The sequence below is a fragment of the Kribbella sp. NPDC048928 genome (assembly GCF_043197975.1).
Classification (GTDB): domain Bacteria; phylum Actinomycetota; class Actinomycetes; order Propionibacteriales; family Kribbellaceae; genus Kribbella.
On record NZ_JBICUC010000006.1, the window covers coordinates 321,196 to 335,534 of the forward strand.

General features: G+C 68.7%; 14 protein-coding genes. 3 read left to right on the plus strand and 11 right to left on the minus strand.

The annotated features are described in order from the left end of the window. The first annotated feature begins 18 nt into the window (after positions 1 to 18). Entirely contained in the window at positions 19 to 1,434 is a 1,416-nt protein-coding gene (locus tag ACGFI6_RS26725; protein WP_393123095.1) for an MFS transporter, read from the plus strand. On the opposite strand, the gene ACGFI6_RS26730 is transcribed toward ACGFI6_RS26725, so the two are convergent. Both ACGFI6_RS26730 and ACGFI6_RS26735 read right to left on the minus strand, forming a co-directional pair. Continuing rightward, positions 1,415 to 2,368: an RNA polymerase subunit sigma-70 gene (locus tag ACGFI6_RS26730; protein WP_393123098.1), complete on the minus strand. Its 954-nt coding sequence runs from the start codon at positions 2,366 to 2,368 to the stop codon at positions 1,415 to 1,417. The genes ACGFI6_RS26725 and ACGFI6_RS26730 overlap by 20 nt on opposite strands. A gap of 17 nt (positions 2,369 to 2,385) precedes the next feature. After that, on the minus strand, positions 2,386 to 3,270 hold the full coding sequence (locus ACGFI6_RS26735) for an alpha/beta hydrolase (protein WP_393123100.1): 885 nt from the start codon (positions 3,268 to 3,270) through the stop codon (positions 2,386 to 2,388). A 66-nt stretch (positions 3,271 to 3,336) separates the two neighbouring features. Here ACGFI6_RS26735 and ACGFI6_RS26740 point away from each other — a divergent pair, with 66 nt between their 5' ends. Beyond that, positions 3,337 to 3,726 (plus strand): DUF4870 domain-containing protein, encoded by a 390-nt coding sequence (locus ACGFI6_RS26740; protein WP_393123103.1) that lies wholly within the window; start codon positions 3,337 to 3,339, stop codon positions 3,724 to 3,726. 23 nt (positions 3,727 to 3,749) lie between these two features. Continuing rightward, positions 3,750 to 4,562 (plus strand): aminoglycoside phosphotransferase family protein, encoded by an 813-nt coding sequence (locus tag ACGFI6_RS26745; protein WP_393123107.1) that lies wholly within the window; start codon positions 3,750 to 3,752, stop codon positions 4,560 to 4,562. Here ACGFI6_RS26745 and ACGFI6_RS26750 read toward each other — a convergent pair. From ACGFI6_RS26750 to ACGFI6_RS26790, 9 genes are all read right to left on the minus strand, one after another. After that, positions 4,543 to 5,442: an NUDIX domain-containing protein gene (locus tag ACGFI6_RS26750; protein WP_393123109.1), complete on the minus strand. Its 900-nt coding sequence runs from the start codon at positions 5,440 to 5,442 to the stop codon at positions 4,543 to 4,545. The genes ACGFI6_RS26745 and ACGFI6_RS26750 overlap by 20 nt on opposite strands. Before the next feature lie 9 nt (positions 5,443 to 5,451). After that, positions 5,452 to 7,680, minus strand: coding sequence for a 1,4-alpha-glucan branching protein GlgB (gene glgB, locus ACGFI6_RS26755; protein WP_393123111.1), 2,229 nt, complete (start codon positions 7,678 to 7,680; stop codon positions 5,452 to 5,454). A gap of 12 nt (positions 7,681 to 7,692) precedes the next feature. After that, the gene (locus tag ACGFI6_RS26760) at positions 7,693 to 9,108 is read right to left on the minus strand and encodes an aminoglycoside phosphotransferase (RefSeq protein WP_393123114.1); all 1,416 of its coding nucleotides are present in this window, start codon (positions 9,106 to 9,108) and stop codon (positions 7,693 to 7,695) included. After that, positions 9,109 to 10,839, minus strand: coding sequence for a maltose alpha-D-glucosyltransferase (gene treS, locus ACGFI6_RS26765; protein WP_393123116.1), 1,731 nt, complete (start codon positions 10,837 to 10,839; stop codon positions 9,109 to 9,111). A 222-nt stretch (positions 10,840 to 11,061) separates the two neighbouring features. Then, positions 11,062 to 11,331, minus strand: a complete 270-nt coding sequence (locus ACGFI6_RS26770; RefSeq protein ID WP_393123119.1) for a hypothetical protein — start codon at positions 11,329 to 11,331, stop codon at positions 11,062 to 11,064. Positions 11,332 to 11,425: 94 nt separating this feature from the next. After that, positions 11,426 to 11,794, minus strand: coding sequence for a type II toxin-antitoxin system HicA family toxin (locus tag ACGFI6_RS26775; RefSeq protein WP_393123120.1), 369 nt, complete (start codon positions 11,792 to 11,794; stop codon positions 11,426 to 11,428). Continuing rightward, positions 11,794 to 12,006: a hypothetical protein gene (locus ACGFI6_RS26780; protein ID WP_393123122.1), complete on the minus strand. Its 213-nt coding sequence runs from the start codon at positions 12,004 to 12,006 to the stop codon at positions 11,794 to 11,796. Before ACGFI6_RS26780 ends, ACGFI6_RS26775 begins: the two co-directional genes overlap by 1 nt. Positions 12,007 to 12,142: 136 nt before the next feature. Continuing rightward, complete coding sequence (locus ACGFI6_RS26785; protein ID WP_393123124.1) at positions 12,143 to 12,412, minus strand: hypothetical protein; 270 nt, start codon at positions 12,410 to 12,412, stop codon at positions 12,143 to 12,145. A gap of 463 nt (positions 12,413 to 12,875) precedes the next feature. After that, the gene (locus tag ACGFI6_RS26790) at positions 12,876 to 14,108 is read right to left on the minus strand and encodes an OmpA family protein (RefSeq protein WP_393123126.1); all 1,233 of its coding nucleotides are present in this window, start codon (positions 14,106 to 14,108) and stop codon (positions 12,876 to 12,878) included. Between the last annotated feature and the right edge of the window lie 231 nt (positions 14,109 to 14,339).

The following is a 14,339-nucleotide window of genomic DNA, read 5'->3' on the forward strand; positions in this document are numbered from 1 at the left end:
AATCCTAACGTCGTAGGCATGACCCTCTCAACGGCTGAGGCCGCTGGTCTGACCAGTACACGCAGATACCTGGTCCTCACGATCTGCTGCGCGAGCCTGCTCGTCTCGGTGATGGACATCTCGATCGTCAACATGGCGCTGCCCGCGATCCGGGACGACCTCGGCGCCTCGACGTCCGGCCTGCAGTGGACCGTCGACGCCTACACGCTGGTGCTGGCGAGCTTCCTGATGCTGGCCGGCTCGACCGCCGACCGGTTCGGCCGGAAGCGGATGTTCCGCCTCGGCCTGACGATCTTCGGACTCGGATCGCTGCTGTGCAGCCTCGCTCCCGGCATCGACGCGCTGATCGCGGCCCGCGCCCTGCAGGCGGTCGGCGGCACGATGATGAACCCGGTCGCGATGGCGATTGTGGTCACGGTCTTCCCGGACCGCGCCGAGCGGGCCCGCGCGATCGGCATCTTCGGCGCCACCGCCGGCCTGTCGCTGGTGCTCGGCCCGATCCTCGGCGGTGCGCTCGTCGACGGCCTCGGCTGGCGCTCGATCTTCTGGGTGAACCTGCCGATCGTCGTGCTCGTGGTGATCTTCACCAGCCTGTACGTGCCCGAGTCGCGGGCCGCCCGCGGCCGCCGCTTCGACCCGATCGGCCAGGTGCTCGTCGTGCTGCTGCTCGGCGGCGTGGTGACCGCGATCATCGAGTCCGAGAAGCACGGCTGGGCTGCGCCGCCGATCATCGCGCTTCTCGTGGTCTCGGCGGCCGCGGCCGCCGTCCTGATCCTGTACGAACGCCGCCGTACGGAACCCATGCTCGAGCTCCGGTTGTTCCGCAGCGTCCCGTTCAGCTCGGCCGTGGTCGTCGCGCTCTTCGCGTACAGCGGGTTCGGGGCGTTCCTGTTCATCACCACGCTCTACCTGCAGAGCGTTCGGCACCTGTCCGCGCTGCACGCCGGCCTGAGCCTGCTGCCGCTCGGCCTGCTGATCTGCGTGCTGTCACCACTCACCGGCCGGGTGGTCGGTGCGCGCGGCCCCCGCCTGCCGCTCGTGGTCGCCGGCTCCGGGCTCGCGCTCGGAGCGGCCGCTTCGTTGACGATCGGATTGTCGACACCGCTCCCGGTCGTGCTCGCGATCTTCCTGCCGTTCGGGGTGTTCCTCGGCATGGTCAACCCGCCGATCGCGAACGCCGCGGTGTCCGGCATGCCCGGCTCGATGGCCGGTCTGGCGGGCTCCGTCGCCTCGGTCGGCCGCCAGACCGGCAGTTCGCTGGGCGTCGCGGCGGCCGGCTCGATCGTCGGAGCGACCGCCACCACCGATCCGCAACGGTTCGTCCGCGCAGAACACCTCGTCTGGTGGCCGATGATCGCGGTCGGTCTCGTCGTCGTGGCGCTCGCCCTGATCAGCACGAGCCGGCGCGCCCGCCTCACGGTGCAGGAGCTGTAGCCGGCATTCCGAAGTGCGTGACGAGGTCAGGCGTACTGAAGACGTGGATGTGGGTGAGACCGGTGGGCGTCGGCGTGAGTACGGCGATCCCGTACGGCTCGCCCTTGAAGTACGCGCCGACCGCGGGCTGGCCGTTCGCGACGATCGGGATCATCCGCCAGTCGCCCGGCTCGCCGACCGCGGACGCCAGCAACGCCATACACAGCACACGTCCGTCGAACCAGGTCGTCGTACCGACCATTTCGATCGCAGCGTCCGCACGCAGGGCGCGCTCGAGGGCCACGGTGTCGGCGTTCTCGAAGCCGGCGATGTAGTCGTCGAGCAGCGCCTTGGCCGCGGCGTCGGTGGGTTCCGAGACCTCGCCGCGGGTCGGCGCCGTCTCGTCGATCCGTGCGCGTGCACGTTGCAGCGTGCTCTTCACCGCCGCAACCGAGGTGTCCAACATGGTCGCGACCTCAGCGGCCGGGAACGCGAGCACCTCCCGCAGGATCAGTACGGCGCGTTGCTTCGGCGGCAGGTACTGCAGCGCAGCGATCAGTGCGAGCCGCAGACTCTCCCGGAGCGTGACGATCGCCGCCGGGTCGGAGGCCGCCGGATCGGGCGCCACCAACGACTCCGCGATCGGTTCGATCCAGCCGGACCCGTCCGGCACCGGCGGCGGAGCGGCGGCCAGATCGGTGCTCGCGGCAACGATCCCGGACGGCAGCGCCCGCCGGCCGCGCTGCTCGAGCGCGGTCAGGCAGACGTTCGTCGCGATCCGGTACAGCCAGACCCGTACCGACGAGCGGCCCTCGAAGGCGGCCCACCCACGCCACGCGCGCAAGTACGTCTCCTGGACCGCATCCTCGGCCTCGTGCACCGCCGCGAGCATCCGGTAGCAGTGCGCCAGCAGCTCCTTGCGGAACGGCTCGGTCAGCTCGCCGAAATCGCTCATCACCAGTCCTTGGGTCGTCACAGCCCCACCACGGGCCGGGCCCACTCTGCCATCCGCGCGATCGCGTCGTCGGCCTCCGGCGCGCGACCCGCCGCCATCTGGAACGTGTGCTGCATCTGCGGGAACACGTCCAGCCGTACCTCGACCCCGGCCTTCTCGGCGGCCTCTGCGAGCAGCCGCGCGTCGTCGAGCAGCACCTCGTCCCCGCCGACCTGGATGTAGATCGGCCCGAGGCCGGTGAGGTCGCCGTATGTCGGGTTCACGAACGGGTCGCGGGGCGAGCCGTCCGACCCGAGGAAGACCCAGGCGAGGCCGCGGACCAGATCCCGGTGGAAGAACGCATCGGTGTCCCGGTTGCTGTCGTACGTCGCACCGCTCGCCTCGAAGTCCACCCACGGCGAGAACGGCATCGCGCCGGCCGGAAGCGGCAGGCCTGCGGCGCGGGCCCGAAGTTGCGTGGTGATCGCCATCCCACCTCCGGCCGAGTCGCCGGTGAACACGATGTGCTCGGGTGCGATGCCCTGGTCCAGTACCCAGCGATACATGGCAACCGCCTCGTCGACCTGAACGGGGTGGATCTGCTCAGGAGCCAGCGAGTAGTCGAACACGAGCGCCCGGGCTCCGACCGCGCGAGCCAGGTGCGCGAACAGCTTCCGGTGCGAGTACCTCGACCCGCTGACGTAGCCGCCGCCGTGCAGGCAGAACAGCACCCGGTCCGTGGCCGCACCGTGCGGCACGATCCACAGCGCAGGGCGTCCCGGTACGGCCAGGTAGTCCACGTCCTCGGGCTCAGCGGTCAGCTCGGCCCATTGATGGTCCGCCACCTCCCGGTCCACGCTCTCCGGCCTGGTACTCGCCGCCTCCCAGTGCCTCCGTACCGCATCCGACTGCTCGCTTGCCATCGCCCATCCCTTTCGTTGCTGGTCTGTCACAGGTACTGACCGGCGAACCCGTGCAAAGGAATCGGCGTGCTTGACTGCAGTATGAGTACGTCTTCGGCCCGGCCGATGTCCGCCACGGAGGAGCGCACCTGGGCGATGGTCGCGCACGCCGGAGTGGTCGTCGCGGCCTGGATCGCGATGGGCTTCCTGTGCCCGCTGATCGTCTGGCTGGTGTTCCGGAACCGTTCCGTTCGCGGGCACGCGGTGGAGTCGCTGAACTTCCAGATCTCGCTGCTGATCTATTCGGCGGTCGCGAGCGTGCTGATCTACATCACGTTCGGCTTCGGCACGGTGATCGTCGTACCTGTACTCGTCGTCGGAGGGATCATCGCGCTGGTGCTGGTGATCCTGGCGGCGGTCGCCGCGTTCGGCGGCAAGGGGTACGTCTATCCGCTGACGATCCGGCTGGTCCGTTAGCTTCCTGCACTAAGGTCGGCGGGGTGGAGCTGATCGGGCAGGGGATGGAAGGGGCCGTGTACGACCTGGGTGACGGGTCGGTGCGGAAGGTCTGGTTCGAGCGGCGGCCGGAGGACGTGCTGCCGTTGAAGGCGTTCCTGGACGCGTTGCCCGAGCTGCCGTTCCGGACGCCGCGGATCCGCGAGGTCGGCGCGGGCGAGAACGGGTTCGCGGTCAGCGTCGAGGACAAGCTCACCGGTGCGCCCCTGCACGAGGCGGGGCTGCCCGAGCAGGTGGCGCTGGACGCGTTCGTCGCAGTGGTGGAGGCGCTGCGCGGGGTCCGGCCGGGGCCCGCAAACAAGGCGATGCCGGTGATCGGGCAGCCATTCTGGACCGGGTCGTGGGGCGAGAGTCTGGCTTCCCTGGTACGGCGACGTGCTGCGGTGTCGAAGGTGCATCTCGAGCGGGACGTCCCCGGTTTCCCTGAACTGTTGGAAGACGTGCTGACCGCGCTGACCGAGCTCAAGGGTGAGCTGAGTGTGGTGCACGGGGACATCTGTCGGCCGAACGTGCTGATGCGGGGGAGTGAAGTTGCCGCGGTCCTCGACTGGGGATTCTTGTCGACCGCCGGAGACAGCACGTTCGAGGCGTCGCTGGCGGCCGGCTTCTTCGACATGTACTCGCCCGATGCGCGCCGCCTCGACGACCTCCTGACCGCACGGTTCGCGGACCTCGGCCACGACCGCGAACGGATGCGGCTCTACCGGCGCGCGTACGCGATCATCACCGCCACGATCTACGACGAGAACGCCGGCGACGGTCACTACACCTGGTGCATCAACCAGCTGACCCGTTGATCGGCTCGCCGTTGCTCAGGTTGTGCAGGTGGTCGGGGGCGGCGAGAAGCATCGGGAGGCGGCGGGCGTTCAGCGGGGAGACGAGGCCGGCCAGCTCATCCGGTGTACGCCACGAGAGGCTCTTGATCTCGAAGCCGTCCGGTTGCAGGCGGTCGATCAGCGAAGGGTCGTGGACCCCACCGTCGTACAGGATCTCGACCGCGTCGCCCCAGCCCTCCCAGCGCGGCAGCCAGTCGATGGCCAGGACGCCGAGCAGCGGCAGCGCCGTGCCGAGCTCCTCCTCCATCTCCCGCAACGCACCGGTCGCCGGGTCCTCGTCGGGCTCGACCACACCACCCGGCAGCTCCAGGTCGTTCTTGTAGCTGACCTGGCACAACAGCACCCGACCACCCGTGTCCCGTACGACCACGTGGGCGATCACGCGCTTCTTCGGCAGCGTCGAGTCCATCAACGCCGTCCAGCCGGTCACCGTGTCCGGACGCGGATCGTCGACGCGCATGCCGTAGATCGCGACATCGCGGCGCTCACCCTCGACCAGCGCGGCCCCGCGCAGTACGCCCTCGCGCCGGAACCCGGACCGAATCGCGACCCGCGCGGACGCACGCAGCTGCACGTCCACCTCGACCTGGAGCCGCTCGAACCCGAGCTCGCCGAATGCGTACTCAGCCACCAACGGCAGCGCTTGCTCCGCCACCCCGGGACCGCCTTCGAGTGCCCAGACGACCAGGGCGACCCCCGGAGTGGTCGGACGCACCTCGACGGTGCCGAGCGGGTCGCGCGCACCGCTCGGCGCGCTACGCGAGACGGCGAAGCTCGTCAGTTGCCCGTTCGGCTGTGACGGGTGCAGCGTCAGGTCACCATCGGTCAGCGGAGCGGTCACACGTGAACGCTACCCCGTGAAGCGCAGGTACACGGTAGCCAGGGGTGGTACGGACAGCTCCGCGCTCGTGGACATCCCGTGCCACTCCGGCCCGTCCGCCTGCACGGCGCCGTAGTTGCCGACACCGGAACCACCGTACGAGTTGGCGTCGGTGTTCACGACCTCGTCCCAGCGACCCGCGTACGGCAGGCCGAGCCGGTAGCCGTGATGCGGTAGGGCCGAGAAGTTCGTGATGCACGCGACGGCCGGCTCGCCCTCCGCGCCGTACCGGACGAAGGAGAACACGTTGTTGCTGGCGTCGTTCGCGTCGATCCAGCTGAACTTGTCCTCGGCGTGATCGGTCCGCCAGAGCGCCGGGGAGTCCTGGTACGCCCGGTTGAGGTCGCGTACCAGGTCCTGCAGGCCCTTGTGGTCAGTGTGCTCCAGCAGCCACCAGTCCAGCTCGCCCTTCTCCGACCACTCCGACTCCTGGCCGAACTCACAACCCATGAACAGCAGCTGCTTGCCCGGGTGCGCCCACATCATCGCCAGGTAGGCGCGCAGGTTCGCCAGCTGCTGCCAACGGTCGCCGGGCATCTTGCGCAGCAGCGAACCCTTGCCGTGCACGACCTCGTCGTGGGACAGCGGAAGGACGAAGTTCTCCGAGTAGGCGTACATCATCGAGAACGTCAGCTCGTGGTGGTGGTACTGCCGGTGCACCGGCTCGTGCTCCAGATAGCGGAGCGAGTCGTTCATCCAGCCCATGTTCCACTTGAAGCCGAACCCGAGCCCGCCGAGGTGCGTCGCGCGGGTGACGCCCGGCCAGGACGTCGACTCCTCGGCGACCGTGATCACGCCCGGAACCCGCTTGTAGAGCGTCGCGTTCATCTCCTGCAGGAACGACACCGCCTCGAGGTTCTCGCGGCCGCCGTACTGGTTCGGGACCCATTGGCCCTCTTGGCGCGAGTAATCCAGGTACAGCATCGAGGCGACCGCGTCGACGCGCAGGCCGTCGATGTGGAACTCCTCGGCCCAGTAGAGCGCGTTCGCGACCAGGAAGTTCCGTACCTGGGGACGGCCGAAGTCGAACACCAGCGTGCCCCAGTCGGGCTGCTCGCCGCGACGCGGGTCCGGGTGCTCGTACAGCGGCGTACCGTCGAAGCGGGCCAGCGCCCACGCGTCCTTCGGGAAATGCGCCGGCACCCAGTCGACGAGCACGCCGATCCCGGCCTGGTGCAGCCGGTCGACCAGGAACCGGAAGTCGTCCGGGTCGCCGAACCGCGAGGTCGGCGCGAAGTACGACGTCACCTGGTAGCCCCAGGAGCCGCCGAACGGGTGCTCCATCACCGGCATCAGCTCGACATGGGTGAAGCCCATGTCGTTGACATAGGCAACGAGCTCGTCGGCCAGGTCGCGGTACGACTTGCCCTTCCGCCAGGAGCCGAGATGCACCTCGTACACACTCATCGGCTCGGCGTACGCCTGCGCGTCGGCGCGCTTGGTGATCCAGTCCGTGTCGTTCCACTCGTACGTCGACTCGTGCACGACGGACGCGTTCGCCGGGGGAGTCTCGGCGAGGTTCGCCATCGGGTCGGCCTTCTGCCGCCAGACGCCGTCGCGGCCGCAGATGTCGAACTTGTACCGGGTGCCGGGCCCGACGCCCGGGACGAACAGCTCCCACACACCGGAGCCGCCGAGCGACCGCATCGGATGCGCGCGGCCGTCCCAGAAGTTGAAGTCGGCGGTCAGCCGGATGCCCTGCGCGTTCGGAGCCCAGACCGCGAACGACGTGCCGGTGATCTGACCGCCCGGCCCGTCGTAGCGTCGCACGTGCGCGCCGAGCACCGTCCACAGCTGCTCGTGGCGACCCTCGCCGATCAGGTGCAGGTCGACCTCACCGAGCGACGGCAGATACCGGTACGGGTCGTCGATCTCGGTCAGCGGACCGTCGGTGTAGCTGACCTCGAGGCGGTAGTCCGGCACCTTGTCGAGGTCCAGTACGCCGACCCACACGCCGTCGTACTCGTGCCGCAGCTCGAGCCGCTGGTCGTCGTACAGCACGGTGACGCTCTGCGCGAACGGACGCAGCACCCGCACGGTCACACCGTGCTCACCCAGATGCGGCCCGAGCACCTGATGGGGATCATGAAAAGTACCGCCGACCAGCCGCTCGAGCCCCACCCGATCCACCGGAACCGCAGTCACCACAGGAACGTCAGCCGGGATCACCGGCGCTTCGAAAGCTTCACGGTCGCCCATCGGAACCTCCTGCTACTGCTCGGCGAGTTGGGCTGCGGCGGAGAGGGGGATCTGTAGCCAGGTGGGGCGGTTGCGGGCCTCGTACAGGACCTCGTAGATGAGTTTGTCGGCGAGGAACGCGTTGAGGAGGACGCTCTGGTCGCGGGGGTCCGCGCCGGCCGCTTCGGCGTAGCCGTCGCAGAAGGCCTTCTGGTTACGGCTCGCCCACTCGGCGGCGCGGTACGCGATCTGCTGGTCGCCCTGGTGGTCGGCGAGCAGCAGCGAACGGGCCGCATAGTCGAACGAACGCAGCATCCCGGCGATGTCCTTCACCGGGGTGTCCAGCGCGCGCCGCTCGATCAGCGACTTGGCCGGCTCGCCCTCGAAGTCGATCAGCTTCCAGCCGTCGATGGTCCGCAGCACCTGCCCGAGATGGAAGTCGCCGTGGATCCGCTGCACCGTGACCGGCTGGCCGTACGCCGCCAGCGCGTCGAACGCCCGCGTCAGACCCTCGGCGTACGGAACGAGCTCGGGGATCGCGGCCGCCGCGGTGTCGAGGCGGCGGCGCATCGCGGCCGCATGCTCGACGAGCTTGTCCGGCTCCCAGATGTCGGTACCGAGCGCCTTCGCCAGCTCCGAGTGCACCTGGGCCGTACTCGCGCCGAGCCGGTACGACTCGGCGGCGAAGTCACCGCCGACCTCGTCGGCGTGCAGATCCCCCTCCGCGTACAGGTCACGCACCGACGACGTCGCGAACGCCCAGCCGTCGGTCGCGTTCCGCTGGAACGCGGTCATCATCGCCAGCTCGCCGGAGTCGGTACCGCCGCCCGCGCGCGGCCACCGTCCGCGCGCCGACCCCAGCACCTCCGGGACCAGCTCGGACCCGGCCTCGGTGAGCGCCGACTCGATCTCGACGCCCGGGTTGCTCCCGGGCTCAAGCCGGCGGAACACCTTCAGCAGCGCCACGTCACCGAACACCAGCGACGTGTTGCTCTGCTCGACGGTCAGCACCAGCGACTGCGCATCCTCCGGCACCTCGACCGAACGGTCCGGAGCCTGGACGGGCTGGAACTCCAGTCCGTCCAGCTGCCGGCCGTTGGTGAGCCCGTCCAGCCAGTACGGCGTTGCCTCCTTGTCGTGCAACGCGTCGTACACCCAGACGTCGGTGTCGCCGAGGTCCGGTTCGCTCCACTCGCCGATCAGTGCGTGGCCGAGGTTCTCGACCGGGGCGCGGTGGTAGCTGAGCGGCAGCTGGTACACCCGGATCGGGGACTCCGCCCCGGGCGGGCCCGAACAGTAGACGAACCCGATCCGAACCGCCGGCCAGGCGTCCGCGTCCGAGAGCCAGACCGAGCCGGCCAGCGCTTCGACGTGAACGTCGTGTCCCTTCTCGCCGAACCATCGCTGGCTCGCGCAGAAGGACTGGACCTGGTCCAGATGGGAAGTCACTTAAATGCTCTCCTTCTTGTCCGGCTGGTCTTCCGGCTTCGCTACCGGCAGCCGGAACCAGTAGAAACCGTGCGCACCGAGGGTCAGAAGGTAAGGCAACTCACCGATCGTCGGGAAGTGCACGCCGCCGAGCAACTCGACCGGCTCCACGCCCTCCCACTGCCGCAGGTCCAGCTCGATCGGCTGCGGGAAGCGGGACAGGTTGTTGACGCAGAGCACGACGTCGTCGCCGAACTCCCGGATGTAGGACAGGACGCTCGGGTTCGACCCGCCCAGATCGGTGAAGGTACCCATCCCGAAGCTCGGGTGCTGCTTGCGGGTCTGGATCATCCGCCGGGTCCAGTGCAGCAGCGACGAGGCGTTCTCCATCTCGGCCTCGACGTTCACCGCCTGGAAGCCGTACACCGGGTCCATGATCACCGGGAGGGTGAGCTTGCCCGGGGTGGCCGTGGAGAACGATGCGTTCCGGTCCGGGGACCACTGCATCGGCGTCCGGACACCGTCGCGGTCGCCGAGCCAGATGTTGTCGCCCATCCCGATCTCGTCGCCGTAGTACAGGATCGGTGAGCCCGGCAGGCTCAGCAGCATCGCGGTGAACAACTCCATCTTGTTGACGTCGTTGTCCAGCAGCGGTGCCAGCCGGCGGCGGATGCCGATGTTCGCCTTCATCCGCGGGTCCTGGGCGTACTCGCCCCACATGTAGTCGCGGTCCTCGTCGCTGACCATCTCGAGCGTCAGCTCGTCGTGGTTGCGCAGGAAGATGCCCCACTGGCAGGTGCCCGGGATCTCCGGGGTCTGCGCGAGGATCTCCGAGATCGGGAACCGCGACTCCCGGCGGACACCCATGAAGATCCGCGGCATCACCGGGAAGTGGAACGCCATCTGGCACTCGTCGCCACCGGAGTCCCGGTCGCCGAAGTACTCCACGACGTCGGCCGGCCACTGGTTCGCCTCGCAGAGCAGGACGCGGTCCTCGTAGTTCGCGTCCACCTCCTTGCGGACCCGCTTCAGGAACTCGTGGGTCCGCGGCAGGTTCTCGCAGTTGGTGCCGTCGGTCTCGAACAGGTACGGCACCGCGTCCAGGCGGAAGCCGTCGACACCCAGGTCCAGCCAGAACTTCAGCGCCTCGATCATCGCGTCGCCGACGGCCGGGTTCTCGAAGTTCAGGTCCGGCTGGTTGGAGTAGAAGCGATGCCAGAAGTACTGCCCGCGGACCGGGTCCCAGGTCCAGTTCGAGGTCTCGGTGTCGACGAAGATGATCCGCGCGTCGGCGTACTTGTCGTCGGTGTCGGACCACACGTAGAAGTCGCCGTACGGACCCTCGGGATCCTCGCGCGACGCCTGGAACCAGGGGTGCTGGTCGGAGGTGTGGTTCATCACGAAGTCGACGATCACCCGGATGCCGCGGGCGTGTGCCTGGTTCAGGAACGCGGCGAAGTCACCGACCGTGCCGATCTCCGGCATCACCTCGGTGTAGTGCGAGATGTCGTAGCCGCCGTCGCGCAGCGGTGACGGGTAGAAGGGGGGTAACCAGAGACAGTCGACGCCGAGCCACTCGAGATAGTCGAGTTTCTCGGTCAGGCCCTGCAGGTCGCCGATGCCGTCGGCGTTCGAGTCCTTGAAGGACCGCACGAGGACCTCGTAAAAGACGGCCCGCTTGAACCACAGCGGGTCACTCTTCGTCAGTCCGTGGTGCTGCTCCGGCAGCATGTCGGTCACGCTCACCTCCATCGGGTGTCTCCAAACCTAGGTTCCCGTACCCCGTTCGGGCGCGCCTAAAAGGGGGAGGGCACTGCGTTGATCCCGGAAGACTCCGGGAGTACTGCGATGACGTGGTGACGCCGGCGGTCGGACGGTCCCGCAAGGCGTTCCGCTAAGTCTGGCGGGCGTTTGCCAGTACAAGCAAATAGGGCTCGCGCTCAGGCTGTACTGCGATTCGATGACGGTGCGCGTTCAGCGGTTGCGGTCGCGCTCTCCACGTTCCTTCGAGGCCTGCTGAGCAGCGCCCCCACGACCGCCGCCGCGCAGGTACCGGCGCATCAGCCGACGGACGTTCACCGACCCCAGTCCCGGGTACGCCTTGTCGGCGTTCACGTTGCGCCCTTCCTGCCCTTCCCCCGGCAGCAGGACCGCATCGGGCTCCAACGGCTCCCCGCGGCTCATGGCGTTGTCAGCTGTGAACGCCTGATCCGGTTTCGACGGTTCCTGCGCATCGGGTTCCATCGGGGTCTCCTCCCACCGGATCAGGTACGTTCACCGCGGTCCTGCGTCGTACAGGGTCTTACTGCGTGCTGTGCTGGTTCTCCGCTGCGACGGCTCAGCGGCCGAAGAACCTCTTCTTCTTCGAACCCTGCTGGTTGCTCTGCTGATTTCCTTGCTGCCCGCCGCGCTGCCCTTGACCACCGGACCCGCGACCGCTGCCGGGCGCCGCCTGTCCGCCGGCCAGTCGCTGCGCTTCCGCGGCCTCGGCCTGAGCCTTGGCGGCCGCTGCCGCAGCATCGGCAACCTTCTCGATCGACCGCCAGGTGCCGGCGGCGATCTCCTTGCCGTGGGTCGGGACGGTGACCGTCTTGCCGTTCTTGTCCTGCCAGACCTGGTGGCTGCCCTTGCCGCGGCCCTTGACCTCCGAGAAGCCCTGCTGCTTGAGCTTCTTCTCGGCGGCCTTGCGGTCCTTCGGTGCTGCCATCAGCCCTCGACCTCGACGGTCACCGTTACCTGCTCGGGCACGCCGACCACGTCCGCGAGCGCGGCGATGGCCTCCTTCAGGTCCTCGATGGCCGCTTCCCGGGTCTCGCCCTCACCGTTGGCGAAGGAATCCGGGTTCAGCGCGGCCGCGGCGCACCAGGCGCCGTTCTCGTCCTGCTCGATGGTGAAGGGAACTGTGATTTCGCGCTGCAACTCCGCCTCCTGGGCTGTGTGGATTTGTCGCGATCGTAAGTCGGTTCCGGGGTCAGAATCGCGGATTCGGTCGCGTGCTGTAACCAACATCCGGCGGGCGGAACGGGTGCGGGCCTTCGGACGTCGCGACGGGTAGTCAATCGCGGGGGTCTGTGGATTTGCGGGGGCGGCGGGCGTACTTGGTGAAGCCGGCGCGTTCGGCGTCGGACTCGGTGCGGAACCAGACCTCGGGCTTGGTACGGCCGTAGTACGGCGAGTCGGGGGTGTGGAAGAGCATCGACTGGGCGTTGCCCTTGATGGTGAACCCGTCCGGCGGTCCCTGGTGCGGCACCGCGTCGGCGGATCCTTCGCCGTACCGTCCGGGCGGGACGGCGGCACTCTCCTCGGGCTCCGGCTCCGCCTGCATGTGATCAAAGAGCGTCGGCTCCCCACCCATCAACTGCGAAAACGCCTCCTGCTCCGAGGCCGTCGGAATCTGCTCCGCGGGGGACGGGGGAGCGGTCGGAGCAACTGAAGGCGCGGCTGGAGCAACTGGAGGCGCGGCTGGAGCGGGAGGACTGGGTGCAGCGGGTGGCGCGGAGCTGGTTGGAGTAGCTGAGGTGACGCGCGCGGCCGTCGCGGTGGGGGACGGTGCGTTGTCCGCTGGAGCTGTCGCAGTGGCCGGGCGGCGGCGGTCCAGGAGGAGCCAGGTGATGGCTGCACCCAGGACGAAGGCGAGGAGGGAGCCGAGCCAGGTGTCTCGGAGCAGCCAGCTCATCAGCGCGCTCCTCGGGTCGACGTACGCACCCAGCGGCGCACGAGCCACGCGGCCGCGCTGCCCAGGACGAACGCGATCAGTAGCAGAATCCAGGTCTCGGCAATCAGCCAGCTCATTCGTTCCCCTGTACTACTCGGATCTCGGCGCGGCGGTTGGCGATCCGGCCGGCGCCGGTGGCGTTGGACTCGAGCGGGAAGGACTCGCCGTACCCGGTCGCGACGATGCGGCTCGCGGTCACGCCGAGCCGGACGAGCTCGGCCCGTACGGCGGCGGCGCGGCGTTCGGACAGCGGCAGGCTGCTCGCGGTGGAGCCGAGGTTGTCGGTGTGCCCGGCGACCTCGACGCGCACCGTCGTACACGACCTCAGCACCGCGGCCGCCTGTACGACGGCGGGCTTCGACGCGTCGTTCACGATCGACGTACCGGACAGGAAGTTGATCGGGTGCTGCCGGGTGAACTCGGCCAGCCGGGTCGGCAGCGTCCGGCACGGCTCACTCACCGCGCTCTTCGGCGCCGCCGGAAGCACGAGCTGGTCCGCGACGACCGCGCCGGGCACAGCCTTCGCGGCGGCCCGTCCGATGGTCGCCTTGGTCGCCTGGTCCGGTACCTGGCCGGACAGCGTCACCGTGTTGCCGTCGTACCGTACGGACGCGTCGCCGGTCCCGATCGCGAGCGCCCGAAGCAGTGCGGACACCGCGCTCGCGTCGGCGATCCCGTTCGTGGCGTCGATCGTCGTCCGGTCGTCGTACTCACGGTTCTCGCCGAGCACCTGCTCCACCTCGGCGGCGATCGCGTCCTTCACTGCCTGGCTCCGCACGGGCGCCTGCACCCGGATCGAGCGGTCCGTACGCCCGACCTCGAACGCCGATACGTCGCCCTGTCCATCACTGCTAGCCGAAGGAGCATTGCTAGCGGAAGGAGCACTGCTAGCTGAGGGAGCGGTGCTAGCAGAAGGAGCAGTGCTAGCAGAAGGAGCAGTGCTAGCAGATGGAGCAGTGCTAGCAGATGGAGCAGTGCTCGCGGAGGGAGCGGTGCTCGGCGACGCTGTCGGCGTACCGGTGGCACTCTCGATCCGGACCGAACGGACTCCGTCGACGCCGCTGACCACGTCCCGGACCACAATCGCGTCCGCGCCCGCGGGCACCGTGATGTGCGCGTCCCGTCCGTCGAAGTCGACGAGACTGCTCTCGATCCCGCGCGCCTTCAGGGCCGCTTCGGTGCGTTCGCGGAGGTCGTCCTCGGTGGTGCCGGCGCGGGCCGGAACGAGCACAGCCGTCAGCAGCACAGGGACTGCGAGGGCCGCGAGCAACCAGATCACGAGCGGCCGCCGAACCAGACCGGACACTGTTCCTCCGTTGGTGCGGTCAGAGTGACCGTGCGCGAGGAGACTACTCCGCCTGCCTTGCCCGTCGCACACCCGGCGGCGGAGCGTCGCAGGTTTTCCGGTTCGTCTGACGTATCCGTGGGTGCTGTTATCCACTGCTCTTGAGGGTTCTTCGTTCGCACACCAGCAGAGAACCCTCAACACGAGTGGTTAACCGCTCCAGCTGAGCGGGGCTCTCAGCTGTCATACGAG